The sequence below is a fragment of the Erythrobacter sp. SN021 genome, from assembly GCF_021864455.1.
Map to the genome: position 1 here is coordinate 65,074 of NZ_JAKKUW010000001.1, position 23,574 is coordinate 88,647.

The 23,574-nt window shown below is 61.6% G+C and carries 25 protein-coding genes and 2 tRNA genes; 18 read left to right on the forward strand and 9 right to left on the reverse strand.

Translation table 11 applies throughout. From position 1 onward, the window contains the following. The first annotated feature begins 182 nt into the window (after window positions 1–182). A tRNA-Asp gene (locus tag L5849_RS00255) sits at window positions 183–259 on the forward strand. 331 nt (window positions 260–590) lie between these two features. On the opposite strand, the gene L5849_RS00260 is transcribed toward L5849_RS00255, so the two are convergent. The 4 genes from L5849_RS00260 to L5849_RS00275 all read right to left on the reverse strand — a co-directional run bounded on the left by L5849_RS00260 (window position 591) and on the right by L5849_RS00275 (window position 2,259). Continuing rightward, window positions 591–806, reverse strand: coding sequence for a DUF2842 domain-containing protein (locus L5849_RS00260; protein ID WP_115416610.1), 216 nt, complete (start codon window positions 804–806; stop codon window positions 591–593). Continuing rightward, entirely contained in the window at window positions 803–1,375 is a 573-nt protein-coding gene (locus tag L5849_RS00265) for a 5-formyltetrahydrofolate cyclo-ligase (RefSeq protein ID WP_236923807.1), read from the reverse strand. The genes L5849_RS00260 and L5849_RS00265 overlap by 4 nt, the downstream gene beginning before the upstream one ends. 357 nt (window positions 1,376–1,732) lie before the next feature. Then, window positions 1,733–2,056 (reverse strand): cell division protein ZapA, encoded by a 324-nt coding sequence (locus L5849_RS00270; protein ID WP_236923808.1) that lies wholly within the window; start codon window positions 2,054–2,056, stop codon window positions 1,733–1,735. Next, complete coding sequence (locus L5849_RS00275) at window positions 2,053–2,259, reverse strand: hypothetical protein (RefSeq protein ID WP_115416613.1); 207 nt, start codon at window positions 2,257–2,259, stop codon at window positions 2,053–2,055. The genes L5849_RS00270 and L5849_RS00275 overlap by 4 nt, the downstream gene beginning before the upstream one ends. A gap of 178 nt (window positions 2,260–2,437) precedes the next feature. Between L5849_RS00275 and tkt the strand changes: the two genes are divergently transcribed. The 4 genes from tkt to L5849_RS00295 are packed head-to-tail and all read left to right on the forward strand — an operon-like array spanning window position 2,438 to window position 7,105. Then, window positions 2,438–4,417 carry a transketolase gene (tkt, locus tag L5849_RS00280; protein ID WP_236923809.1) on the forward strand — a complete coding sequence of 660 codons (1,980 nt, stop codon included), beginning with the start codon at window positions 2,438–2,440 and terminating at the stop codon, window positions 4,415–4,417. 16 nt (window positions 4,418–4,433) lie between these two features. Further along, window positions 4,434–5,441 carry a type I glyceraldehyde-3-phosphate dehydrogenase gene (gap, locus tag L5849_RS00285; RefSeq protein ID WP_236923810.1) on the forward strand — a complete coding sequence of 336 codons (1,008 nt, stop codon included), beginning with the start codon at window positions 4,434–4,436 and terminating at the stop codon, window positions 5,439–5,441. Between the two features lie 12 nt (window positions 5,442–5,453). Beyond that, entirely contained in the window at window positions 5,454–6,653 is a 1,200-nt protein-coding gene (pgk, locus tag L5849_RS00290) for a phosphoglycerate kinase (RefSeq protein WP_115416616.1), read from the forward strand. Continuing rightward, complete coding sequence (locus L5849_RS00295; RefSeq protein WP_115416617.1) at window positions 6,650–7,105, forward strand: PaaI family thioesterase; 456 nt, start codon at window positions 6,650–6,652, stop codon at window positions 7,103–7,105. The genes pgk and L5849_RS00295 overlap by 4 nt, the downstream gene beginning before the upstream one ends. Window positions 7,106–7,137: 32 nt before the next feature. On the opposite strand, the gene L5849_RS00300 is transcribed toward L5849_RS00295, so the two are convergent. Further along, on the reverse strand, window positions 7,138–7,896 hold the full coding sequence (locus tag L5849_RS00300; RefSeq protein WP_236923811.1) for a flavodoxin family protein: 759 nt from the start codon (window positions 7,894–7,896) through the stop codon (window positions 7,138–7,140). Between the two features lie 256 nt (window positions 7,897–8,152). On the opposite strand from L5849_RS00300, the gene L5849_RS00305 reads away from it, so the two are divergent. Next, window positions 8,153–9,040: a fructose bisphosphate aldolase gene (locus tag L5849_RS00305; RefSeq protein ID WP_236923812.1), complete on the forward strand. Its 888-nt coding sequence runs from the start codon at window positions 8,153–8,155 to the stop codon at window positions 9,038–9,040. Between the two features lie 3 nt (window positions 9,041–9,043). Here L5849_RS00305 and L5849_RS00310 read toward each other — a convergent pair whose 3' ends face one another. Then, on the reverse strand, window positions 9,044–9,433 hold the full coding sequence (locus tag L5849_RS00310) for a hypothetical protein (RefSeq protein ID WP_236923813.1): 390 nt from the start codon (window positions 9,431–9,433) through the stop codon (window positions 9,044–9,046). 81 nt (window positions 9,434–9,514) lie between these two features. On the opposite strand from L5849_RS00310, the gene thiE reads away from it, so the two are divergent. Genes thiE through L5849_RS00325 form a run of 3 tightly spaced genes read left to right on the forward strand, consistent with a single transcriptional unit; the run spans window position 9,515 to window position 12,152 of the window. Beyond that, window positions 9,515–10,150 (forward strand): thiamine phosphate synthase, encoded by a 636-nt coding sequence (thiE, locus tag L5849_RS00315; protein ID WP_236923814.1) that lies wholly within the window; start codon window positions 9,515–9,517, stop codon window positions 10,148–10,150. A gap of 53 nt (window positions 10,151–10,203) precedes the next feature. Next, on the forward strand, window positions 10,204–11,439 hold the full coding sequence (locus L5849_RS00320) for a L,D-transpeptidase family protein (RefSeq protein ID WP_236923816.1): 1,236 nt from the start codon (window positions 10,204–10,206) through the stop codon (window positions 11,437–11,439). A 17-nt stretch (window positions 11,440–11,456) separates the two neighbouring features. Beyond that, complete coding sequence (locus L5849_RS00325; protein WP_115416622.1) at window positions 11,457–12,152, forward strand: M23 family metallopeptidase; 696 nt, start codon at window positions 11,457–11,459, stop codon at window positions 12,150–12,152. On the opposite strand, the gene L5849_RS00330 is transcribed toward L5849_RS00325, so the two are convergent. After that, window positions 12,153–12,521 (reverse strand): elongation factor P, encoded by a 369-nt coding sequence (locus tag L5849_RS00330; RefSeq protein WP_162814921.1) that lies wholly within the window; start codon window positions 12,519–12,521, stop codon window positions 12,153–12,155. A gap of 141 nt (window positions 12,522–12,662) precedes the next feature. Between L5849_RS00330 and efp the strand changes: the two genes are divergently transcribed. From efp to L5849_RS00365, 7 genes are all read left to right on the forward strand, one after another. Beyond that, complete coding sequence (gene efp, locus L5849_RS00335; protein WP_236923817.1) at window positions 12,663–13,226, forward strand: elongation factor P; 564 nt, start codon at window positions 12,663–12,665, stop codon at window positions 13,224–13,226. Window positions 13,227–13,305: 79 nt separating this feature from the next. Continuing rightward, complete coding sequence (locus tag L5849_RS00340) at window positions 13,306–14,127, forward strand: inositol monophosphatase family protein (RefSeq protein ID WP_115416625.1); 822 nt, start codon at window positions 13,306–13,308, stop codon at window positions 14,125–14,127. 87 nt (window positions 14,128–14,214) lie between these two features. After that, a complete protein-coding gene (locus L5849_RS00345; protein WP_236923819.1) occupies window positions 14,215–14,553 on the forward strand; it encodes a hypothetical protein in 339 nt (112 codons plus the stop codon). Window positions 14,554–14,620: 67 nt separating this feature from the next. Then, window positions 14,621–14,705: transfer RNA gene (locus L5849_RS00350), tRNA-Leu, on the forward strand. Between the two features lie 84 nt (window positions 14,706–14,789). Continuing rightward, window positions 14,790–16,553 (forward strand): SLC13 family permease, encoded by a 1,764-nt coding sequence (locus tag L5849_RS00355; protein WP_306664110.1) that lies wholly within the window; start codon window positions 14,790–14,792, stop codon window positions 16,551–16,553. Further along, the gene (locus L5849_RS16070) at window positions 16,550–18,250 is read left to right on the forward strand and encodes a sulfatase-like hydrolase/transferase (protein WP_236923821.1); all 1,701 of its coding nucleotides are present in this window, start codon (window positions 16,550–16,552) and stop codon (window positions 18,248–18,250) included. The genes L5849_RS00355 and L5849_RS16070 overlap by 4 nt, the downstream gene beginning before the upstream one ends. Before the next feature lie 115 nt (window positions 18,251–18,365). Beyond that, complete coding sequence (locus L5849_RS00365) at window positions 18,366–19,697, forward strand: amidohydrolase (RefSeq protein ID WP_236923823.1); 1,332 nt, start codon at window positions 18,366–18,368, stop codon at window positions 19,695–19,697. A gap of 93 nt (window positions 19,698–19,790) precedes the next feature. On the opposite strand, the gene L5849_RS00370 is transcribed toward L5849_RS00365, so the two are convergent. Next, window positions 19,791–19,982 (reverse strand): hypothetical protein, encoded by a 192-nt coding sequence (locus L5849_RS00370; protein WP_369828415.1) that lies wholly within the window; start codon window positions 19,980–19,982, stop codon window positions 19,791–19,793. 11 nt (window positions 19,983–19,993) lie between these two features. Further along, a complete protein-coding gene (locus L5849_RS00375; RefSeq protein WP_236923824.1) occupies window positions 19,994–21,592 on the reverse strand; it encodes an isocitrate lyase in 1,599 nt (532 codons plus the stop codon). Between the two features lie 150 nt (window positions 21,593–21,742). Between L5849_RS00375 and L5849_RS00380 the strand changes: the two genes are divergently transcribed. Next, a complete protein-coding gene (locus L5849_RS00380) occupies window positions 21,743–23,125 on the forward strand; it encodes a short-chain fatty acyl-CoA regulator family protein (RefSeq protein WP_236923825.1) in 1,383 nt (460 codons plus the stop codon). A gap of 84 nt (window positions 23,126–23,209) precedes the next feature. Then, entirely contained in the window at window positions 23,210–23,503 is a 294-nt protein-coding gene (locus L5849_RS00385; RefSeq protein ID WP_236923827.1) for a hypothetical protein, read from the forward strand. The last annotated feature ends 71 nt before the right edge of the window (window positions 23,504–23,574 follow it).

The window sequence follows — 23,574 nt, forward strand, 5'->3', positions numbered from 1 at the left end:
GGGGCGAGCGGAAGGATCGAAAAAAGGGCATCGGAGCACGGCTCCGGTGCCCTTGTTCGTACCGGAATACCGCTTGTGACGGGTCGCCAAATCGCTCCTCGCAAAAAGAGCAAAAAAAGCGCAATATAGGCCATTGACAGGAATCGGAGCCGCCCGTAGATGCGCGGCTCCCAAGTGGCTACGCGGGTGTAGCTCAGTTGGTTAGAGTGTCGGCCTGTCACGCCGAAGGTCGCGGGTTCGAGTCCCGTCACTCGCGCCACTTGGGTTTCTTTTCACAGCAATTAGTCAAGTCCCCCGACTGTCCGTGCGCGGACAGACGCAGGGGTGGCGTTTTCTGCAAGTCAGGCCCCCCCCCCCGGACCTGCTACGATGTCGCGCTGGTGATCCCTTTCTTCGAATTCTGACGATCAGGCGTGGAGCGAGTGTCTCGTAAACCGCGGTATCGCCACCTTGGCGAACCGGATCGGGTAAGAGCATCGCTCGTGATCGTGCTAGCGCATGTGTCCTTTCCGTTTGTCCATCTGGCGATCGGCGCGCCTTTCTCAGAGCCGGTTCCGTTCGCGGGGAAGGGAAGGAGTATTCCCTTGCAATCAGCCCCAGCGGCCGGTTTCCATCCAGATCAGAAAGCGGCGCAGCGGCAGCAGCCAGACGAGGCCGAGAACTATATAAACGATCGTCTGCAACAGGGTCGGCCAATCGCCGATCAACTCCGGCGCATAACGAGCGATGACGAGGCCATAGATCGAAAGGCCCAGCAGGAGGCCAAGCAGGCCGACCGGAATGCGCCAGGTTGGTTCTTTCCTCATGCGAAGGGTCCATAAATACGGGTTGGAGTGACGATGGCGGACAGCGGGACGTCGTGCGGCTCGATCGGTAATTCGTCTACCAGTTGCGTATCCCAGGCAAGGCCGATGGCGGTCGTGCCGGGATTTGCGGCGAGCCACCGGTCGTAGTGCCCGCCACCCTGTCCAAGCCGCGCGCCATTTGTAGCAAACCCGACGACCGGGACGAAGAGGACGTCCGGTGCGGCCGGCTCTGCTGTGGCGCTTGGCTGCGCAATGCCGAAGGGACCGTTTTCGAGATCGCTTTCCTCAAAGGGATCGGTGAACCGTGCGAATTCCATCGCTGCGCGCCTGTCCGCAAACCGGGGGAGGGCGATGGCGTGACCCTGCTCTAGGAAGTAACGGGCGTAGGACGCTGCGGGCGCCTCGGAGGCTGTAGCCCGATAGAGTCCGATGATGGCGTCGTCAGGAACCAGTTTCAGCAAGGGCGCCGGAGGGCGCATGAACACGAGTGTGCGCATGCTGGCAGGCAGCGCCGCCACATGCTCGCGGCGCGCGGCGCGGAGTTGTTTGCGGAGTTCGTCTTTGGTCACGGCAGAGCTCTCTAGGGGCAGACTCCCTTGGCGTCTATTCGCGCCCTTCCGGTCCCTCCATCCCGCTGCCCGTCCCGGCCACCCACGGCACGGTTTCTTATGGGTGGCCGGGAGGTAAAGCGGGATGGCACAGCAAGGTAAGGACGGATGTCCTGACCGCACCAAGCTGGAAAAGTGGCGGGACCACCATGGGTCGTTTCCGGCGAAATCCTCTGACGCCTAAAACGTCAGGTGGGTGCCGTATGCCCCAATCCCACGGCCGAACCGGTGGACCAGGGCAGGGACAGCTCCCTTGGATTGCTTATAGCCTCAGGGATGTTCATGCGGCTCGTGCCGGGCAGCCCCGCCTCGGCCTACTTAGGATGCGCTCGCTCCACTCTCAAGAGTGGAGGCTGCGTTCTCAAGCGCGATCGCAATGCGTTCGAGCTGACCGGCCAGCTTATCCGCGTCGATTGCCGGTTCCGCTGGACCGACAGTCGCTTTCTTCGCTTCGTCGAGCTCATCGGCCAGCAACAGCGCGGCGAAGAGCAGGTTCTTTGCTTCCTGGCCGGAAAGATTGGCGCCCATCGATCCGAGCTTTTCGTCGATCACACGGGCAAGCCGCTGGACGTGGTCTTCCTGTCCGTCTTCGCAGGAGACGGTATAGTTGCGACCGCCGACGGCGAGGGTGACATTGCTCATGCCTCGAGCCCTTTGATCAGTCCGTCGAGTTCCGAGATGCTGGCAGCCACGCTTTCGCGAAGCGCTTCATGGCGGGCGACGAGTTCGGCATTGGTTGGCCCGCTCGATACGGGAGAATGCGCCTTAAGCGCTGCCTGAGTCTCGATCCGCGCCAATGCACGATCGATCCGGTCAAGAGCGTTTTGAATACGTTCGGAATTCATGGCGGGGACGGAGTACCAAGATAGCCGCTGTCATGCAAAGGCTTGGGTCCTTCTGTTGACAAGTGGGGTGAGCAGATGGGCGGTGACAATGGCTGCGCGCGCGGGTTGACCTCGCGCGCGCGCTCCGCGAAGGCTTCGCGCGCGTCGAATCGCCGCTGTTTTCCGGAGAATATATTCTATGAGTCTCGACACTGCTCGCATGGTCCAGATGGCCAATGCCATCAGGGCGCTTTCTATGGATGCGGTGCAGGCGGCGAATTCGGGGCATCCCGGCATGCCCATGGGTATGGCCGATGTCGCGACCGTGCTGTGGAGCGAATATCTGAAGCACGATCCCAAGGCGCCCGACTGGGCAGACCGCGATCGTTTCGTGCTGTCGGCGGGTCACGGCTCCATGCTGATCTACAGCCTGTTGCATCTGTCGGGGTATGCCCGCCCGACGATGGAAGACATCCGCAATTTCCGGCAGCTTGGGTCCCCCTGTGCGGGGCACCCGGAGAACTTCCTGCTCGACGGTGTCGAAAGCACCACCGGTCCGCTGGGTCAGGGTCTTGCAATGGCCGTCGGGATGGCGATGGCCGAGCGTCACCTCAACGCGGCCTTCGGTGACGATCTGGTCGATCATCGTACCTGGGTGATAGCGGGTGACGGATGCTTGATGGAAGGCATCAATCACGAGGCGATCGGCCTCGCCGGACATCTCAAGCTCGGCCGGATGGTGGTGCTGTGGGACGACAACAACATCACCATCGATGGCACAACCGACCTGTCCACCAGCGAGGACATCAAAGCCCGGTACGAAGCGACGGGATGGCATGTCGTAAGCTGCGACGGTCACGATTTCGCGGACATCCGGCGCGCGCTCGACGAAGCTGTTGCTGACGACCGCCCGTCGCTCGTCGCCTGTAAGACGGTCATCGGCAAGGGTGCGCCCAACAAGCAGGGCACCAGTGCCACCCATGGTGCGCCGCTGGGCGAGGATGAAATCTCCGCTGCGCGCAATGTGCTGGGTTGGGATGCCAGGCCTTTCGAAGTGCCGGAACAGGTTCTGTCCGATTGGCGCGACACTGGCGAGCGCAGCGCGGCGATGCACTCCGAATGGGATGTGCGTCTCTCGAACAGCTCCGAAAAGGCTGAATTCGAACGCCGCATGGCAGGCGAACTGCCCGCGGGCTTCAGCCTCGACAATTATATCCAGTCGCTGATGGCCGAGCCGCAGAAGGTCGCGACCCGCAAGGCGAGCGAGATGACCTTGGCGCAGATCAACGGCAAATTGCCCGAGACCATCGGCGGCAGCGCCGACCTGACCGGATCGAACAACACCAAGGCGGGCGGTATTACCGCCTTCACCGCCGACGATTATTCGGGCCGCTACGTCTATTACGGTATCCGCGAATTCGGCATGGCCGCCGCGATGAACGGCATGGCTCTGCATGGCGGCGTCATTCCCTATGGCGGCACCTTCCTCGTCTTCACCGATTATTGCCGCGCGGCCATTCGTCTTTCGGCTTTGCAGCAGCAGCGTGTCGTCTATGTGATGACTCATGACAGCATCGGGCTTGGCGAGGACGGCCCGACCCACCAGCCTGTCGAGCATGTCCAGTCGCTGCGGATGATGCCGAATGTGCTGGTGATGCGCCCGGCCGACGCGGTGGAGACAGCCGAATGTTGGGAGATCGCCCTGCGGCAGAAGGCCCGTCCAACGGTTCTCGCGCTTAGCCGTCAGGGCCTGCCGCAAGTCCGCAACGCCCCCGACGAGATCGGCATGTGCTCAAGGGGCGCCTATCGCCTCAAGAAGAACGGCAACGCCCCCAAGGTCACGTTGGTCGCAAGCGGCAGCGAAGTGCATGTCGCGCTCGACTGTGCTGAACAGCTCGAAAAGCAGGGCGTTGGCGCGCAGGTCGTCTCGATGGTTTGCACCGAGCTTTTCGACGAGCAGGACGATGCGTATCGCAGCGATATTTTACCCGACAATACGCTCAAGGTATCGATCGAGGCAGGCACCACCTTCGGCTGGGAACGCTATGTCGGGATCGATGGATTGACGATCGGGATCGACCGGTTCGGCGCCAGCGCCCCGGCTGGCGATCTGTTCGCGAAATTCGGTCTTACCGCGGAGGCCATCGTTCCGCAAATCATGAATAAATTGAACGATTAAGCAGGAGTTCTTATCAATGGCGACCAAGGTTGCAATCAATGGCTTCGGACGTATCGGCCGCCTCGTGGCGCGCGCCATTCTGGAACGTGACGATCATGATCTCGAGCTCGTTTCGATCAACGATCTGGCCGATACCAAGTCGAACGCCCTGCTGTTCCAGTACGACAGCACGCACGGCCGTTTCCCCGGCACGGTCGAAGTCGGCGACAATGCGATCATCGTGAATGGCAAGTCGATCGCGGTGACCAGCGAGCGCGATCCGGGCAACCTGCCGCATGGCAAAATGGGCGTCGATATTGTCCTCGAATGCACCGGCTTCTTCCAGAGCCACGAAGCGGCCGAACCGCATCTCAAAGCTGGCGCCAAGCGCGTGCTGATCTCCGCTCCGGCGAAAAATGTTTCGGCCACAATCGTATACGGTGTAAACCACGAAACGCTGACCGCCGAGGACGTGATCGTCTCCAACGCTAGCTGCACCACCAATTGTCTCTCGCCGGTTGCCAAGGTGCTGCACGACACCGTGGGTATCGAGCGCGGCTTCATGACCACCATTCACAGCTACACCAACGACCAGCGCATGCTCGACCAGATGCACGGCGACATGCGCCGTGCCCGCGGCGGTGCGCAGAACATGATCCCGACCACCACCGGCGCAGCCCGCGCGGTCGGCCTCGTGCTGCCCGAACTGGCCGGCAAGCTCGACGGCAGCTCGGTGCGCGTACCGACGCCCAACGTCAGCCTTGTCGATCTCGTCTTCACGCCCGGCCGCGATACCAGCGCCGAGGAACTGAACGCAGCCCTAAAGGCGGCTTCGGAAGGGGCAATGAAAGGCGTGCTCGACTATACCGACCAGCCGCTCGTCAGCAGCGATTTCAACCATCATCCGGCCAGTTCGACAGTCGACAGCCTGGAAACCAGCGTGATGGAAGGCAAGCTTGCCCGCGTCGTCAGCTGGTACGACAATGAATGGGGCTTCTCGAACCGCATGATCGACACCGCCGGCGTGATGGCGAAGTTCCTTTAAGGACGAGAAAAAATGAGCAGTTTCAGGACCCTGGACGACCTTGGCGATATTACCGGCAAGGTCGCATTGGTGCGCGTCGATCTCAACCTGCCGATGCAGGAAGGCCGCGCCTCCGATGTGACCCGGGCAGAGGCGGTCAAACCGACCATCCTCGAGCTTGCCGACAAGGGTGCCAAGGTCCTGCTGCTCGCTCATTTCGGTCGTCCCAAGGGCCAGCGTCATTCGACCATGAGCACGAGCATGGTGCAAGGCGATGTGGAACGCGTGCTCGACCGCGAAATCATGTTCATCCCCGAGGTGATGGGGCCGGTTGTCGAACAGTCGATCGGTATCCTGCGCGATGGCGATATCGGCTTGCTCGACAATGTCCGTTTCTGGCCGGGCGAGGAGGCCAATGACCCGGAATTTGCCAAGGGCATTGCCGCTCACGGCGATTTCTACGTCAACGATGCCTTTTCCGCTGCGCACCGCGCGCATGCCTCGACCGAGGGATTGGCGCATCGCCTCCCGGCCTATGCCGGCCGTGCGATGGAAGCCGAGCTGAAGGCGCTCGACGCCGCGCTTGGCAACCCCGAAGCGCCGGTGGCTGCTATCGTCGGCGGAGCCAAGGTCTCGACCAAGCTCGACGTGCTCCACAACCTGGTCGGCAAGGTCGAGCATCTCGTTATCGGCGGGGGCATGGCCAATACCTTCCTCGCCGCGAAGGGCGTCGATGTCGGCAAATCGCTGTGCGAGCATGACCTTGCCGACACGGCCAACCGGATCATGGATGAAGCGGATCATGCCGGTTGCACCGTCCACCTGCCGTATGACGTGGTGGTGGCGAAAGAGTTTTCTGCCAACCCGCCATCTCTGCGGACATCCAACGTTCATGAGGTGGCCAAGGACGAAATGATCCTCGATATCGGTCCGTTGGCGGTGGAAGCCTTGGGCGATGTCCTCAAAACCTGCCGTACGCTGGTATGGAACGGTCCGCTGGGTGCATTCGAAACCGAACCTTTCGATGCGGCCACGGTCTCCCTGGCCAAAACGGCGGCTGCTCTGACGCAGGATGGCTCGCTGATTTCCGTAGCCGGTGGCGGCGATACCGTCGCCGCGCTCGCGCATGCCGGGGTCAAAGATGACTTCACCTTCGTATCTACTGCGGGCGGCGCTTTCCTGGAATGGATGGAAGGCAAAGATCTGCCCGGCGTTGCGGCGCTGACCGCATGAGCGAGAACGAAGCGGTAGGATCGAGCGGTGGTCTCGTGCCTGTCACCGAAGGGGACTGGGCAGGATGGTCGGTATGGCAGGGCGACGCCTTCGAGCAGCGCGCGGGGCCGTTTTACGAGCGCCGCGAGGACGATGGCTCGATGGTTGCGGCCTTCCGCGCCGAAGAACGCCATATGAATGGCGCAGGCTTCATGCACGGTGGCTGCATGATGACCTTTGCCGATAGCGCTATCTTCACGATCGCGACCGATGCTCTTGCCGGTTCGCACGGCGTGACCATGCATCTGGCAGGCGACTTCCTCGATCCGGCGCGCGTCGGCCAGTTGATCGAGGCGCGCGGAGAGGTTGTGCGCGCGGGCGGCAAGACGATCTATGTCGTCGGCATGATCCGGGCCGATGGTGCCCCGGTGCTCAGTTTCAACGGGATCATCCGAAAGATCACCAGGCGATAGGCTCGCATGCTTTTTTTGGTGAGATTCGCTTGCTAGCGATATTCGGGATTGGGCGCGTCGAAGCGTCGTCCCTTGTTCCACAGATCGACCGAATTGCCATGCGCTGGGATGCCGCCCGCGTCCTTGAGCATCCGCGCCATGTGCATCAGGTTCCAGGTCATGAAGGTCGTGTTGCGGCGGGTGAAATCATTGTCGAAACCGACATAGCCCGACCCATCTTCCTTCGCGTCGCCATAGCTCGGCCCCGGGCCTGCCTCGCCGATCCAGCCGGCATCGGCCTGGGGCGGGATGGTGCAGCCGACATGCTGCAGGGAATAGAGCACGCCCATGCCGACATGCTTTATTCCGTCTTCATTACCGGTAACGATACAGCCACCGACCTTTCCGTAGAAGATGTATTGGCCGCGATCGTTGGTGTCGCCCGAATGGCCGTAGAGCCGTTCGATCAGGCGCTGGCAGACCGAACTTTTCTCGCCCAGCCAGATCGGTGTTCCGACGACAAGGATGTCGGCTGCACGCACCTTTTCCCAGATTGTCGGCCAGTCGTCGCGCTCGGCGCCGTGCTCGGTCATATCGGGATACACGCCCGGGGCGATATCGTGGTCGACAAGCCGCACGCTTTTTAACGCGACATCGTTCCTCACCAAAATCGCCTCCACAACGCCGAGCAGCTTGTCGGTGTGCGAACCTTGCGGCGTCGGCTTCAACGTACAGTTTATCGTCAAGGCCTTTAGGTCCGAAAAATCGGACGCGCTTTCGTCGCAGAGCTTTTGCTGGATGTCGTCGAGCATGCAATCTCCCCATGTCCGTCGAGAATACGTTTGAGGACCGAGATAGTTACAGTTGCCGGTGCTCGCGGTGGCGGGGCCGCTCGCATTGACCGGGCACTGGTCCGGATGTCGCAGTACACTCGGTTCCTGCAACGTCTCCGCGATAGCTGACCATGGCTCGCCAATAAGTCACGCACCGCTGTTGCAGGCGTGAAATCGCTTTTGTATGGCGCGCGCGTACGAATGCACGATCAGTACCAGACGCGGGGTTTTCCAGATGACTTTTGATGAGATGAAGGCGCGTATCGCCGAAGGCCAGGGCTTCATTGCAGCACTCGATCAGTCGGGCGGTTCGACCCCCAAGGCACTCAAGGGGTATGGAGTCGATGATACGGCATGGAGCACGGAGGACGAAATGTTCGGCCTGATCCATGAAATGCGCCAGCGCATTATCGAAGCGCCCAGCTTCGGCAATGGCAAGGTGATCGGCGCCATTCTGTTTGAAAAGACCATGGAAGGGGTGAGTGGCGGTAAGCCGGTTCCGGCGCGCCTCAAGGAGCGCGGAATCGTACCGTTTCTCAAGGTCGACAAGGGGCTCGAAGACGAACGCGACGGTGCACAGCTGATGAAGCCCAATCCGGGCCTCGAAGCTATGTGCCATCGCGCCAAGGAACTCGGCGTTTTCGGCACCAAGATGCGTAGCGTCATCAAGTCGGCCAATCCGGTCGGAATCAAGGAAGCCGTCCACCAGCAGTTCGCCGAAGGCGCGCGTATCCTCAGCTCCGGTCTGGTGCCGATGCTGGAGCCCGAATACGACATCACCGCCGACGATCGTGCCGAAGGCGAGAAAATCCTGCTCGAAGCGATCGAGGAAGGGCTCGATGCGCTGCCCGAAGGCCAGCAGGTCATGCTCAAGCTGTCGATCCCCAAGGAAGCGGGCCTCTATTCCGGGCTTACCAAGCATCCCAAGGTGCTCCGCGTTGTCGCTCTGTCGGGTGGGTATTCGACCGACGAGGCCTGCCGTGAGCTGGCTAAGAACCCAGGCATGATCGCCAGCTTCAGCCGCGGTCTGCTGCAGGACCTGCGCGCCACGCAGAGCGATGAGGAGTTCGACCGGACCCTCTCGGGCGCGATCGACCAGATCCACGCGGCCAGCGTCGCCTGAAGCTCAGCGTCTCTCGAAAATAAAGCGATAATCGCCGGGAGCGATCTGGCCGTCAGTGGCCTGCTCCGGCGTAGCGGACACCAGCACGTAGGTCCGCCCCATCACCTCATAGGGTTCGCCCAGGGTGAGCGGGGCGGTCTGCGTCCAGTGCGTGGCCGCAATGCGTGTCGAGACGGTGAGCTTGCCCGCCCAGACGCAGCGTGCGTTGACCGGGCAGCGGCTGTCTTCCTTCACCGCCAAGGGTGTCAGGATCGCATCGCCCGCCCAGACCGGCTGCGCTATCGCAACCGCCGTACCCTGCGCTGCGGCCTCGCTGCCGGACATCGGCGTATCGGGAATGATGGCACAGGCGGTGAGGGGGATAAGCAGCGCGGCGGCAAATAGCGTTTTCATGCCTGCTATTGGACGTGCCATACGCTTTCGCAGGTCTGAATGCGTGACGAAATGCGATCGGCGCTCTAGAGAGCCCCTCCGATGACCGATACCATACCCTCGACCCAGCTCTATCTCATCTCGCCGCTCGATGTATCGGGCGATTTCCCAGCGCGGCTCGAACGCGCGCTCGATGCCGGACCCGGTCTCGTCACCGCCTTCCAATTCCGGGTAAAGGGTATCGACCAGCACGAGGCCGCAACGCTCGCCGAACCGTTGCAGGCTATTTGCGCGGCGCGCGACGTCGCCTTCATCGTCAACGATGACATTGCGCTTGCAAAGCGTCTCAGGGCGGACGGCGTCCATCTGGGTCAGGGCGACGGCGATCCCAGGGACGCGCGCGAGCAGCTTGGCCGCGAAGCACAGATCGGGGTGACCTGTCACGCATCGCGCCATCTCGCGCTCGAAGCCGGCGAGGCGGGAGCAGACTACGTCGCTTTCGGCGCGTTCTTCCCCAGCACGACGAAGGACACCGAGCATCGCGCCGAACTCGCACTGTTGGAATGGTGGAGCGAAATGGTCGAACTGCCCTCGGTCGCGATCGGTGGCATCACGCCTGACAATTGCAGGCCGCTGATAGAGGCAGGGGCGGACTTCCTCGCCGTGTCGGGTGCGGTGTGGAACGGCGACGAAGTTGCCGCGATAAAAGCTTTCGCGGAGCAAATCGCCCCCGCGTGAGTTTGGTGACCTGAAGGGGCGGAGCTGCGTCCCCCGTTTCAGGAAGGGTCCCCATGCGTATATTTGTTCTCGCCGCCGTTTCCTCGTTGGCCCTCGCCGCGTGTGGCATGCAGGGCCAGGACAATAAGCAAGAAGGTGATCCGGTCGCCAACAGCGATAGCGGCAGGGATTATGGCTACGAGACCTATGGCGACGACAACCTCGCCGACACCATGGCCTCAAACGACGATCGCTACCGGAACGAGATCGGCGCGGATGCCGGAGGCGAGCAGGCGCAGCCGTCCGAACTGCCCGATGCCGAAGAGCGCCCAATCATGCAGGCACAGGTTGTGCTCGACCGCGTTGGTTTCGGTCCCGGCGTGATCGACGGCAAGATGGGAATGAGTACGGAAAACGCCCTTCGGGGCTTCCAGGAAGCGAACGATCTCGAGATTACCGGCAAGCTCGACGAAGCGACCAAGAGTGCACTTGCCGATTGGGAGCGGATACCGGCGACCCGCGTGGTCACGATCCCCGCAAGCTGGGGCGAGGAAAGCTATATCGACATGCCCGAAGACGTTGCCGAGAAAGCGAAACTCGAACGCCTCGGCTACGCATCGCTTGACGAGCGCCTTGCCGAGCGATTCCATACCACGGTGGAAGTGCTCAAACAGCTTAATCCGAACGGCCAGCCAGCCACAGCGGCGGATGTCCAGGGGCCGAACCCACAGCCTACACCCACGCCCGACATCGCGCGTCCGGACGGACAAGAGCCGAGTTATTTCCAAGCGGGCCAACAGATCCGCGTTCCCAATATCGGCGGCGACCGCATTGCGCCGGGATCGATCGAGGACGGCAACTGGCAGCGCACGCTCGCCTCGCTGGGTGTCGGAACCGAACAGCCAGAGGTGGATCGCATCGTCGTGAGCAAGGCGGGCAAGACATTGAAGGCCTACCGGGGTGACGAGCTGGTTGCGCTGTTCACGGTGAGTTCGGGCTCCAGCGAATTCCCGCTCCCGATCGGAGAATGGGATATCCTCGGCGAGGCTTACAATCCGCCCTATAGCTACGATCCCGAAGTGCTCGGCGAAGGCGAGGGAGAGACTTACACTTTGGCTCCAGGACCCAATTCGCCTGTCGGCGTGGTGTGGATCGACCTCAGCAAGGAGCATTACGGTATCCACGGGACGCCCGACCCCGAAACGATCGGTCGGGCTCAGTCGAGCGGTTGTGTGCGCCTGACGAATTGGGATGCGGCGCGGCTTGCCGGGATGGTATCGCAATCGACGCAGGTGATTTTCGAACCATAAGGCGCTAGGGTTCGAACATGGCCTTGATCGATCGCATTCTCACCATCATCGTTACCGCCACGATTACCAGCGCGGTCTGGATCGTCGCGGGGGGCAGCCTCATCGAGAACGCGTCCAGTGTGAGCCAGCGCGAGCGGACACGTCCGGCAGAGGCCGCGCCAAGTCCGAACGCGGCGACCGCCGATCGAGGGGCCGAGCCTGATACAGAGGGGAGCGATACCCCTGCTGGCACAGCGCTCGATTCATCGGTTACTTCCGTGCCCGATGCGCGTAGCGGTCGCGAATTGGTCGTTCCCGTGCTCAACGTCCGCCCAAGCGAGCTAACGGATACATTCAGCGATTCGCGCGCGGACGGATCGCGCCTGCATGAGGCGATCGACATTATGGCGCCCAAAGGCACCAGCGTCGTGGCAGCGGGTCCGGGAGAAATCGAAAAGCTGTTTGAAAGCGATGCGGGTGGATTGACGATCTATGTTCGCTCGCCCGACCGCCGCACGATCCACTATTACGCCCATCTCGACGAATATGCGCCGGGTCTCAAGGAAGGGCAGCGGGTACGGCGCGGCCAACGTCTCGGTACGGTTGGCAGCTCGGGAAATGCCTCCGAGGATGCGCCGCACCTGCATTTCGCAATTCTGCAGACGACCGAAGAAGCGGCGTGGTGGGAGCCCGCCAACGCGGTGAATCCCTACCCATTGCTGACCAGCCGCTGATCAGCTCTTGAGCGGCCCGGCGCGATGGCAGCGCAGGCGGCCCAGCTTTCCATCGCGTCCGACCTCTTGCAACAGACGCGATCCCAGCCGCATGAAGCGCGCGCCGCGCATGGGACCACGGGTAAAGAGCACTCGCTTGCCCTCCATGAGATAGGTCCCGCTGCCCTTGGCGGTGCGGTAGCTCGACCCGCCGGTGATCGCGAAATCGCGGCCTTCCTGTTCGATCCACGCGGCACCGGTCGCATCGCCGGGTAGAGCGCAGACATACTCCCCCTGTTCGAGCAGCGAGAGACGACCCTGCGCGAATGCAGGGGTCCAGGCAAGGCATGCCATCGCGGCGAAAACGGCTGTGTTTATGGCGTGTTTCATATGGTCCGTACACATAAGTACATAGCGAATGCATCGCTGCTTTTCCACTCGCTTGCCCGAAAGGCGCGGCTCGGCTAAGGCGCGCCCACATATCCGCCGTTGGGCGGGTGCGCTCTTTTACAAGTCGAAGGTAGCTTCCCCATGAAGATCAGCGGCGTGGACATCCGTCCGGGCAACATCATAGAGTACGAAGGCGGCATCTGGAAGGTCGCCAAGATCCAGCATACGCAGCCCGGCAAGGGCGGCGCCTATATGCAGGTCGAGATGAAGAACCTGCAGGACGGCCGCAAGACCAATGTCCGCTTCCGCAGCGCCGATACGGTGGAAAAGGTGCGTCTCGATACGGCGGACTACCAGTTCCTTTACGAGGACGGCGACATGCTGGTCTTCATGGAACAGAACACCTACGAACAGATCAACCTGCCGAGCGACCTGCTCGGCGATGCGCGCCCGTTTTTGCAGGATGGCATGCAGGTAAAGCTCGAACTGTGGGAAGAAAAGCCCATCTCGGTCGAGCTGCCGCAGCAGATCGAAGCCGAAATCGTCGAGGCCGATGCGGTGGTGAAGGGGCAAACCGCCTCATCCAGCTACAAGCCTGCCGTGCTCGATAATGGCGTTCGCATCATGGTTCCGCCGCATATCGAAAGCGGTACCCGGATCATCGTCGACGTGTACGAGCAGAGCTACGTCGGCAAGGCCAACTGATTGCGCGTGGCCCGCGATCGGGCCACCGTCCACTTTCCGGCGCGCATGATCCGCGCCCTGACCGAATAAGAGAGTTTCAATGGCCGTTCTATCGGGTGTCATCCGCGTAATGGAGAAAGCCGCGCGCAAGGCGGGTGGCCGCCTGCGCCGCGACTTCGGCGAGGTCGAGCATCTCCAGGTCAGTCGCAAAGGACCGGCCGACTTCGTTTCCAAAGCCGATCAGATCGCCGAACGCACGATCTATGACGAGCTTCTCTCTGCGCGCCCCGATTGGGGTTTCGTGATGGAAGAGGCCGGTATTATCGAAGGCGATGAAAGCAAGCCGCGCTGGATCGTCGATCCGCTCGACGGGACCAGCAATTTTCTCCACGGTATTCCGCATTTCGCGATCAGCATCGCCGTTCAGGAGCCCAAGCTCGGGGGAGGTGGCTGGGACGATGTCACAGCCGGAGTGATCTACAACCCGATTACCGACGAGACCTTCTGGGCCGAGAAAAGTCGTGGAGCATGGTTGCACGATGGCCGTCTGCGTGTCTCGGCCCGCCGAAATCTCCCTGAAGCACTGATTGCCACAGGTATCCCGTTCCAGGGCCACGGCGATTTTGGCGAATGGACCAGGATCTTCGGGGCTATCGGTCCGCAGGTGGCGGGCGTCCGCCGCTTCGGTGCAGCCTCACTTGATCTCGCCTGGCTCGCAGCCGGTCGATTCGACGGTTTCTGGGAAAGCGGCCTCAACGATTGGGACACGGCTGCCGGCTGCCTCATCGTGCGCGAAGCGGGCGGATTCGTTTCGGATTTCCGTGGGCGTTCGCAGCCGATACATTCCGCTCAGGTGCTGGCGGGAAATGACGCGCTGCATTCGAAGCTCCACAAGCTGCTTGTCGGTGCCCTCAAGGCGTAGCAGCCAGCGCGTTCCGGCAAAGAGATCGGGAACCGACCCGAACGTTCATACGTCTTTTCTCCATACGCAGGAATGGAGAGGTCGCCCATGTCCAGGAAACTGGCAATCGCATCTGTATGTGTCGCTTGCGCGGTTCCGGCCATGGGGGCCGAAGGGCAGGGCAAGGCCGAGCGATCGATAGGTTCGTTGCCGCACGAATTCGATCTCGCACGCACGCTCATCAAGGATGGCCGGATGGTCACCGACCGGCAGCACCCGATCTCCTCAACGCTGCACGAGCCCGAACCGGCGGAGCCCGATTTCAAACCGCCCTCGCTCGCAGTTCAACTCGCCAAAGACGGCCCTATACTGGCCATGGGCGCGATGGGCGCCAAATTCAAAGATGCGCCGCGGCTTGCGCATATTGCGATCGGCATGGATTTTTAAGGGACAATGCAACGCGCCGCTTGAACCGCGCGGTGCCACGAGCTATCCGCCGCGCTCCCGACCCAGTGCCCCTGTGGCGGAATTGGTAGACGCGCTCGACTCAAAATCGAGTTTCTTACGAAGTGCCGGTTCGAGTCCGGCCAGGGGTACCAAACTAAATCCTTGCACATCGGTGAATAAACTGGGATTTTTGACACCGGATGATCGGGCCTCCTTCATACCACGCGATTGCAGCGATGATCATCACGATCGCGATGTTCGTCGCCTTTGCGCGGGGGCGCATGTCGGTGGAGATCATCTCGCTGCTGACTATCGCTGTGATCGCGGTCGGCCTCTATTTCTTCCCTCTGCCCGACACTCAGCCAACCGACGGCCTTAGTCTCGCCTTTTCGGGTTTCGGCCATTACGCACTGATTACCATCTGCGCGCTGATGATCATGGGGCGGGGATTGGTGGTGACCGGCGCGCTGGAACCTGCAGCGCGATTTCTCGAACGGCTCTTCAAGATCAATCTTCAGCTCGGGCTGCTGTTTTCCCTTCTGGTGACCTTCTTTCTGTCTATGATCGTGAACAACACGCCCGTATTGGTGCTGTTGATCCCGATCTTCGTACAACTGGCTCTTCGTGGGCTGTTACCGGCATCCAAGGCGCTCATCCCGATCAACGCGGCATCGCTGATGGGCGGTCTTGCCACGACCATCGGCACTTCCACCAATATTCTCGTCGTTTCGATCGCGGTGGATCTCGGAATGCCCGAAATGGACGTATTCCATTTCACGCCGATCGTCCTGTTTGCCTCTCTCGTCGCGCTCCCCTTTGTCTGGATCGTGATGCCCCGCATGCTGGGGGACAACCGGGTCGAAACGGTGCATGCGCAACGCCTGTTCGAAACCCGGCTGAGAGTCACCGAGAATTCGATGCTCAACGGACGTGAACTATCCGAGCTCGAAACTCGTCTTCCCACGGGTATCGAATTCCACGACGTTCCGCCCGGTCTGCTAAGACCTCAGCATCGCTTGCGCATGACCGGGACGCACGAGGCTATCGAAGAGGCGATGGCGACGCTGCGCGGCGACGCCGCCCCCAGTTGGGTGCTCGACCGCATCCGGCGCCGGTCGAGCGAGACGCGCACCGATATCGCGGTCGGCGAAATGATCGTGACCGCCGATTCGCGCCTTATAGGCCGGACCTTGCCGAGCTCGGGGATCGCCGATCTCTACGGTGTCGCAATCATCGGGACCCATCGGCCCGAACGACTCGTCGGCGAAAAGGAGAAGTTCTCCGAGGGTGGCGATCACCGCTTTGCAGAAGGTGATGTGCTCCTCGTCATGGGCCTGCCCGACGACATGCAGCATTTTGCCCGGGCTGACAGCCTGCTGCAGCTCGAGGGCATGCGGGAGCTGCCCCGCCGTTCGAAGGCGACCCTGGCTGCCGCGATCATGGGTGGATCGATCGCATTCGCCTCTTTCGGTCTGGTCCCGATCGCAATTGCCTCGCTGGCCGGTGCGATCCTCATGTTCGTTACTGGCTGCGTGAAATTCGACCGCGTCGGGCGCGGTCTTTCGGGCAGTGTCATCGTGCTCGTTGCGGCGAGTATCGCCCTTGGCCGCATCATCCTGGATAGCGGGGCGGCCGACTGGATCGGAACCGTGCTTGCCGCGGGGCTCGACTATCTGTCCCCCGCCGCCGCGCTTGCAGCGATCATGCTCGCAATGACTTTCCTGACCAACTTTGCGTCCAATGCCACGGCAGCAACCGTCGGTACGCCCATCGCCTTTGCAATCGCGACCAAGCTGGGCCTTCCGCCAGAACCGCTTGTCCTAGCCGTGCTGTTCGGCAGCAACCTCTGCTACGCGACACCCATCGCCTACCAGACCAACATGCTCATCATGGCCGAGGGGTCTTACGAGTTTAAGGACTACGTTCGCACCGGGGTGCCGCTGGTCCTTATCATGGTTACGGCGCTTTCGCTGGGCCTCGTCGTGACCTACGGATTGTGAACAAGCGCGGTGCGTGGCTGTCGGCAGCTGCGAAGCCGCTGGCGCTGCTTACCTACATCCTGTCGCTAACTCCCGGAGTCCTGGACCGGATTGCCGATATCGGGGGGATGGGCGGTAAGATCGCCTTTGTCGGCATGTTCGCGCTTGCAATCATCGGGATCGTGGGCGCCGCGTGTACACGCCCGGCATGGCTGCGTTGGGCGCTCGCAATCCTGTTCGCCGTCGGCTCTTGGTTCATGGAGAGCTACGAGCGCTCCTCACTCGATTTCATGACCTATGCGGTCTACATCGACCTCGTAAACGCGACCGGTTTTGCAGGCGATGCCATCGAGCAGAACAGCCGGGCGCTAACCGCGGCAATCCCGCGCGCGCTGCTCCTCTTGCTGGCCATCGGTCTAAAGCCAACGGGCGCTTTTCAAATGCACGGCCGCCTCGGCCCAATCGTTCCCCTCGTGCCACTCGCAATAGTAGCCCTTTTCACCGGCTTTGCGTTTCTGCGAGGCGGTGACGGGCTGAAGGGCGTTCCGGGCAGCTATCCCGCGCTGACCTACACGCTGCTTGCCGGATACGAACGGTTGACGGGCGACCTGGGCCCGCGGGAAGCGGTGGCAATCGCGCAGGCCGCCAAGCCGCTCTACCGCGATATCGTGTTGCTCATCGACGAGAGCGTCACGGCGCACTACCTCGATATCAATTCACCTGCGGGCGTGTCCTCGGGCCTGACCGCCCCGAGTGAAGGCATCACCCTCGCCAATTTCGGCATTGCGGCGGCGATCACCAATTGCAGCACCGGTTCGAACATCGCCTTGCGCTACGCGGGAACGCGCGACACCTACCGCCGCGACATCGGGGTAGGGCCGTCGCTCTGGACCTATGCCAAGGACGCGGGATTGGAGACGGTCTATCTCGACGCACAACGCACCGGCGGTGCCATGCAGAACGGCATGGATGCGGACGAGCTGGCCGAGATCGACCGCTTCATCCAATTCGACGATGTCCCCGTGGTCGAGCGCGATATGGCGCTGGGCGAGGCGCTCGCCGAACTTCTCTCGGACGACCGCTCCAGCTTCATAATCGCCAACAAGGTCGGCGCCCATTTCCCGGTGCATGACAAGTACCCGGCAGATCGCGCGCTCTACCTCCCAAACCTCGCGCAAGGGGGCTACGCGGACATCGTCGACACGGGTTCGCGGGCGGGCTTCGGAGGCAGCGAGTTGGAGTGGAAGCGCTATCGCAATTCCTATCGCAATACGCTGGCCTGGAACACGGGCGAGTTCTTCGCGCGCTTTCTGCGAGACGCCGACCTGAGCCGGGCGCTGGTCATCTACACTTCCGATCACGGCCAGGATTTGCACGAGGACCGACACGCAGGGACTACCACGCACTGCTCGTCCTCGCCGCGCTCGGAAGAAGGGGCGGTTCCGCTGGTTGCCATGCAGGGCGAGGGCGGGGCACTGGACTTCGCAACCAACGGTCCCGCCAGCCACTACATGATTGCACCGACCCTGCTTGCCGCGATGGGATACGAGCGTGCGGCAGTGCGGGCACGCTATGGCGGAGCGCTCGACGAACCCTCTACCGATCCGGGAACGTTCAACACGCTGTTCAACGCCCGTCTCAACCGCGAACCGCAGTGGCAGAAGGTGGACGAGGCCGATTTCGTGGCGGTCCCCGATGATGGTCCCGCGAAGGAATAGGCCCGCCCTTTCCTACCGCGCGTCATTCTGCGAAAAGACCCCTCGCAAACGAGAGCAGGATTTTCCGCCAATGGACCGTGGTCCATGCGGTCCATGTGTAGGGAGACTAGTGCCGATGTCCAAAACCGTTCCAACAAGCCTGGCCGCGCTGGCGATGGTGCTATCAGCGCCCGCCGCCGCCAATGAATTGCGCGACGACCTGGCTGCCGACATGCCCGAGCTGATGGAACTCTACCGTGACCTGCATGCCAACCCGGAGCTGAGTTTCGAGGAGCATCGAACCGCTGCGAAATTGGCGGAACGCATGCGCAAGATCGGCTTCGATGTGACCGAAGGCGTCGGCAGAACCGGTGTCGTCTCCATCCTGCGAAACGGAGAGGGACCCACGGTGCTTTTACGTGCCGATATGGATGGCTTGCCGGTGATCGAGCAGACCGGGCTGCCCTATGCCTCGACAGTCACCGCCACTCCGGCCAGCGGCGTCACCACAGGCGTGATGCACGCCTGCGGTCACGATACCCACATGGCCGGCTTCATCGGTGCGGCGCAGCTTCTGGTGGGGCACAAAGACAGTTGGCGGGGCACGCTGGTCATGGTGCTTCAGCCTGCGGAAGAACTGGGTCTCGGCGCGCTCGCTATGTTGGAAGACGGGCTATACTCCCGCTTTCCCAAACCCGATTACGCGCTGGCATTTCATGATGCGGCAGCGCCTGCCCCTGCGGGGACCATCGGCTATACTCCCGGCTATGCACTGGCCAATGTCGACAGCGTGGACATCACGGTGAAGGGTGTCGGCGGGCATGGGGCCTATCCGCATACGGCGATCGATCCTGTCGTTCTCGCCAGCGCGATCGTCATGAAGCTGCAAACCGTCGTTAGCCGGAATTCCTCGCCGCTGGACCCGGCCGTCATCACGGTGGGCAGTTTTCATGCCGGCGCCAAGCACAATATCATCAGTGACGAAGCAAAGCTCCAGTTGACCGTGCGCAGCTATTCCGACGAGAGTCGGCAGCTTCTGTTGGACGGTATTCGCCGCGTTGCGCGGGGCGAAGCGATCACGGCCGGGCTGCCCGAGAATTTGATGCCCGAAGTGACGGTCAAGGACCCTCATACGCCGTCGACGTTCAACGATCCCGAGTTCAGCGAGAAGGTCGCCGCGGGTTTTCGTCAGCGTTTCGGTGAAAATCGCGTCATGGAATGGCCTGCGGTTATGGGCGGCGAGGATTTCAGCCAGTATCGCCGGGCCGCGCCCGAAGATGTCAAATCGATGATCTTCTGGATCAGCGGCACACCGCAATCGATGCTCGATGCGCTGGAGAAGGACGGAACCCCGCTGCCCTCGCTTCATTCGCCTTTTTGGGCTCCCGATGCGGACAAGGTCGTCGCAGCCGGAGCGGAAGCCTTGGCGAGTGCGGCCATCGATCTGATGCCCATCGGCGAGAACTAGTCACCAAAAAAGAGTGGCCGCCGGAGCGTTGGGGACGCTCCGGCGGCCGTTTTCTCCTCCCCAGGAGAAATGATTAAACCGGGTTATATATCGCTACCCGTCCGAAGGGACGTAGGTGCCCAGGCGGTGGTGAAGGGCGTTGATCTTCGCCAGTTCCTCTCGGTCCTCGGTCTGCCGCGCATAATGCGTCAGGGCGGTACGCAGCAGCCGGAAGTCGGCGGTCGAGAACAGCGCGCGGGCGCGACCGGGCTCTGTCTTCGGAGTGTCGTCTGTCATGGTCGTCATCCTTCCTCTCCTTACGCAGCGGCGAACTGGTTCATCGTATTGTCTTTACCGCCCGCTTTCAGGGCTGCTTCGCCGGCGAAATATTCCTTGTGATCGTCACCGATGTCCGATCCGGCCATGTTCTGGTGCTTCACACAAGCAATGCCCTGGCGGATTTCTTCGCGCTGGACGTTCTTGACGTAGCCGAGCATCGCCTGTTCGCCAAAGTACTCGCGAGCCAGGTTGTCGGTGCTCAGTGCGGCCGTGTGATAGGTCGGCAGAGTGATGAGGTGGTGGAAGATACCGGCACGCTTCGCGGCATCGGCCTGGAAGGTGCGGATCTTTTCGTCGGCTTCGGCGGCCAGTTTACTGCCATCGTACTCGACGCTCATCAGCTTATCGCGATTATAGGATGAGACGTCCTTGCCCGCTTCGGCCCACGCATCGTAGACCTGCTGACGGAAGTTGAGCGTCCAGTTGAAGCTGGGCGAATTGTTATAGACCAGCTTGGCATTGGGGATCACTTCACGCACCCGGTCCACCATGCCGGCGATCTGCTCGACATGCGGCTTCTCGGTCTCGATCCACAGCAGGTCGGCACCGGCTTCCAGCGCGGTGATGCAGTCGAGCACGCAGCGATCCTCGCCGGTTCCCGGACGGAACTGGTAGAGATTGCTGGGCAGGCGCTTGGGGGCCAGCAGCTTACCGTCGCGGCTGATGAAGACCTGACCGTTTTTGATATCGGCTGCGTCGACTTCGTCGCAATCGAGGAAGCTGTTGTATTTGTCGCCCAGATCGCCAGGCTCCTTCGAATAGGCGATCGACTTGGTCAGGCCTGCGCCGAGGCTGTCGGTACGAGCAACGATGATGCCTTCGGGAACGCCCAGCTCGAGGAAGGCGTAGCGGATCGCGCGGATCTTCTGGTGGAACTCTTCGTGGGGCACGGTAACCTTGCCATCCTGGTGGCCGCACTGCTTTTCGTCCGACACCTGATTTTCGATCTGCAGGGCACAGGCGCCAGCCTCGATCATCTTCTTGGCCAGCAGATAAGTCGCCTCGGCATTGCCGAACCCGGCATCGATATCGGCGATGATCGGCACGACATGTGTCTCGTGCTCGTCGATTTCCTTGGTCAGACGTTGCGTATTGACCGCATCGCCGGCTTGCTTGGCTTCGTCGAGTTCACGGAACAGGCCGCCCAGTTCGCGGGCGTCGGCCTGGCGCAGAAAGGTGTAGAGCTCTTCGATCAATCCGGGAACCGAGGTCTTCTCGTGCATCGATTGGTCGGGCAGGGGGCCGAACTCGCTGCGCAGTGCGGCGACCATCCAGCCCGAGAGATAGAGATAACGGCGCTTGGTGCTGCCGAAATGCTTCTTGATCGAGATCATCTTCTGCTGCGCGATGAAGCCGTGCCACGTGCCGAGCGACTGGGTGTAGTTCGCTGGATCGCGGTCATAGGCTTCCATGTCTTCGCGCATGATCTTCGCGGTGTAGCGTGCGATGTCGAGCCCCGTGCGGAAACGGTTCTGGACGACCATGCGCGCGGCGCTTTCAGCGTCGATCGCAGCCCAGGGCGCGCCGTTGGCTGCGATGGTTTCGTTCAGTTCCTTGATCCGGGCCTGATAGGTCACGGGGGTGCTCCTTAGTCGTGTATAGGGCGTTATCGTCTGACATGTTGATGCCGGAACTCGCCGGGGCACGATAGAGCAATTTACAAAATTTCTTGTCTAAACGGATCAAATTCGCTTATCGGGCTAGTAAACATGTAAAGAAAGTTACACATGGCAGAGGAAGCACTATTTGCCGGTCCCGCCGTCCGTCGGCTTCGCAAGCGTGAACGGTTGACGCAGGCCGCCGCCGCTGCTCGGCTCGATATCTCCCCGAGCTATCTCAATCTGATCGAACGTAACCAGCGACCGGTCAGCGCGCGCGTCATGATGCGCTTGGTCGAACAGTTCGACTTCGATCCGCGTTCGCTACGCGAAGACGAGGCGATCGGCGGGATCGACGGGCTGGCCCGACGTTTTGCAGACGAGAGGTTCGCGGACCTCGGCATCGATCGCGATGAAATGCAGGAATTGCTGGCTGCTGCCCCTCAGGCTGCGGCGGCTTTCGCACGGCTGTATGATAGTGCCGGTTCCGTCGGCGTCCAGCCCGATGACCCTATGTCGGCTTCCCGGCGCGAGATCGAGCGTTGGCGCAACCATTTCGCGGACCTCGATATGGCGGCGGAGGAACTGGCCGACGAGATGCGGCTTTCGCGGGGAGACATTGGCATCGCCCTTACCGAACGACTGCGCGAGCGACACCAGCTCTCCGTTCGCGTTTTGCCGCGAGAGGTCATGCCCGACAGCCTGCGCCGGCTGGACCTGCATGCACGGCAGGTCCAGCTATCCGAGATGTTGAGCGTTGCTTCGCGGAACTTCCAACTGGCGATCCAGTTGGCTCAACTGGAATTCAGCAAGGCGATCGCTGCCATCGCAAATGCGGCTAAATTTGAGGAAGAGGCGGCCCGTGCGCTCTTCGCCCGTCACCTGACGGGTTACATGGCGGCAGCCCTTCTCATGCCCTATGGCCGCTTTTTACGCGCTTGCGAGGCGACCGGATACGACCTGCCTGTCCTGGAACGGCGCTTCGGCGTCAGTTTCGAGCAACTCGGACATCGGCTCACAACGCTGCAGCGCGTCGGGCAACGTGGTTTGCCGTTCTTCATGGTTCGGATCGACCGTGCGGGCCAGTTTTCGAAAACCTTCATCGGAGCCAGTACCGCGCGGTTCATCGAATCCGGTGCGAGTTGTCCCCTATGGCACGCCCATCGCGCCTTCGATCGTGCCGGTGAGCTGCAGGTCCAGTTCGTCGCGCTCGACAATTCGGGCGATCGGGATGGCGGCTGGCTGACCATGGCACGAACCGTCGAAGGTAGCGGTGCGCCGGGGGAGGCGCAGTTCGTCGTGGTGCTGGGCGTCGAGGCGGTTCTGGCCAACGAATTGGCACAGGCCCGTGGAATTTCGCTGCGCGCCGACGATGCTCAGCCAATTGGTCCCGGTTGTGCACAATGTCATCGAATCCAGTGCAGTCAGCGCTCGCTACCGCCGATTGGGCGCAGACTGGCTTTCGACAGGGTTCGCAGGGGTGTGACTCCCTTCGAATTCACCCGTGATTAGGGATAAATCGCACCGCTTTGGGGAACCGGTATTCTCGAGCAGGCGTTATCGGGCGCAGAACCTCTGTCTCGAGGAGAGAAGGCGATGACCGAAGAACGCATTACGGAAACGACCGACGCTACGGGGAATACGCATACCACCCATACCGTGGTGACCGACGGAGAATCGCGAGGCGGTGGCACCAACTGGGTGCTGATCGTAATCGTTCTGGCCGTCGCGGTAGTGGGAATATTCCTGCTGACACAGATGAACAGCGCCGAAGTGGCCAAGGACAATGCAGTCGCCGAGGCGGCAAGCGAAGTTGGCGAAGCCGCGAACCAGGTCGGCGATGCTGCGCAAAGCGCCGGAGAAGCGGTAGAAAACGCCGTCGAGAACTGACACCTTTGGGAATACCGAAAGGGCGATGCGTCGACGGCGCATCGCCCTTTTTACGTAAGTGTAAAATTTAC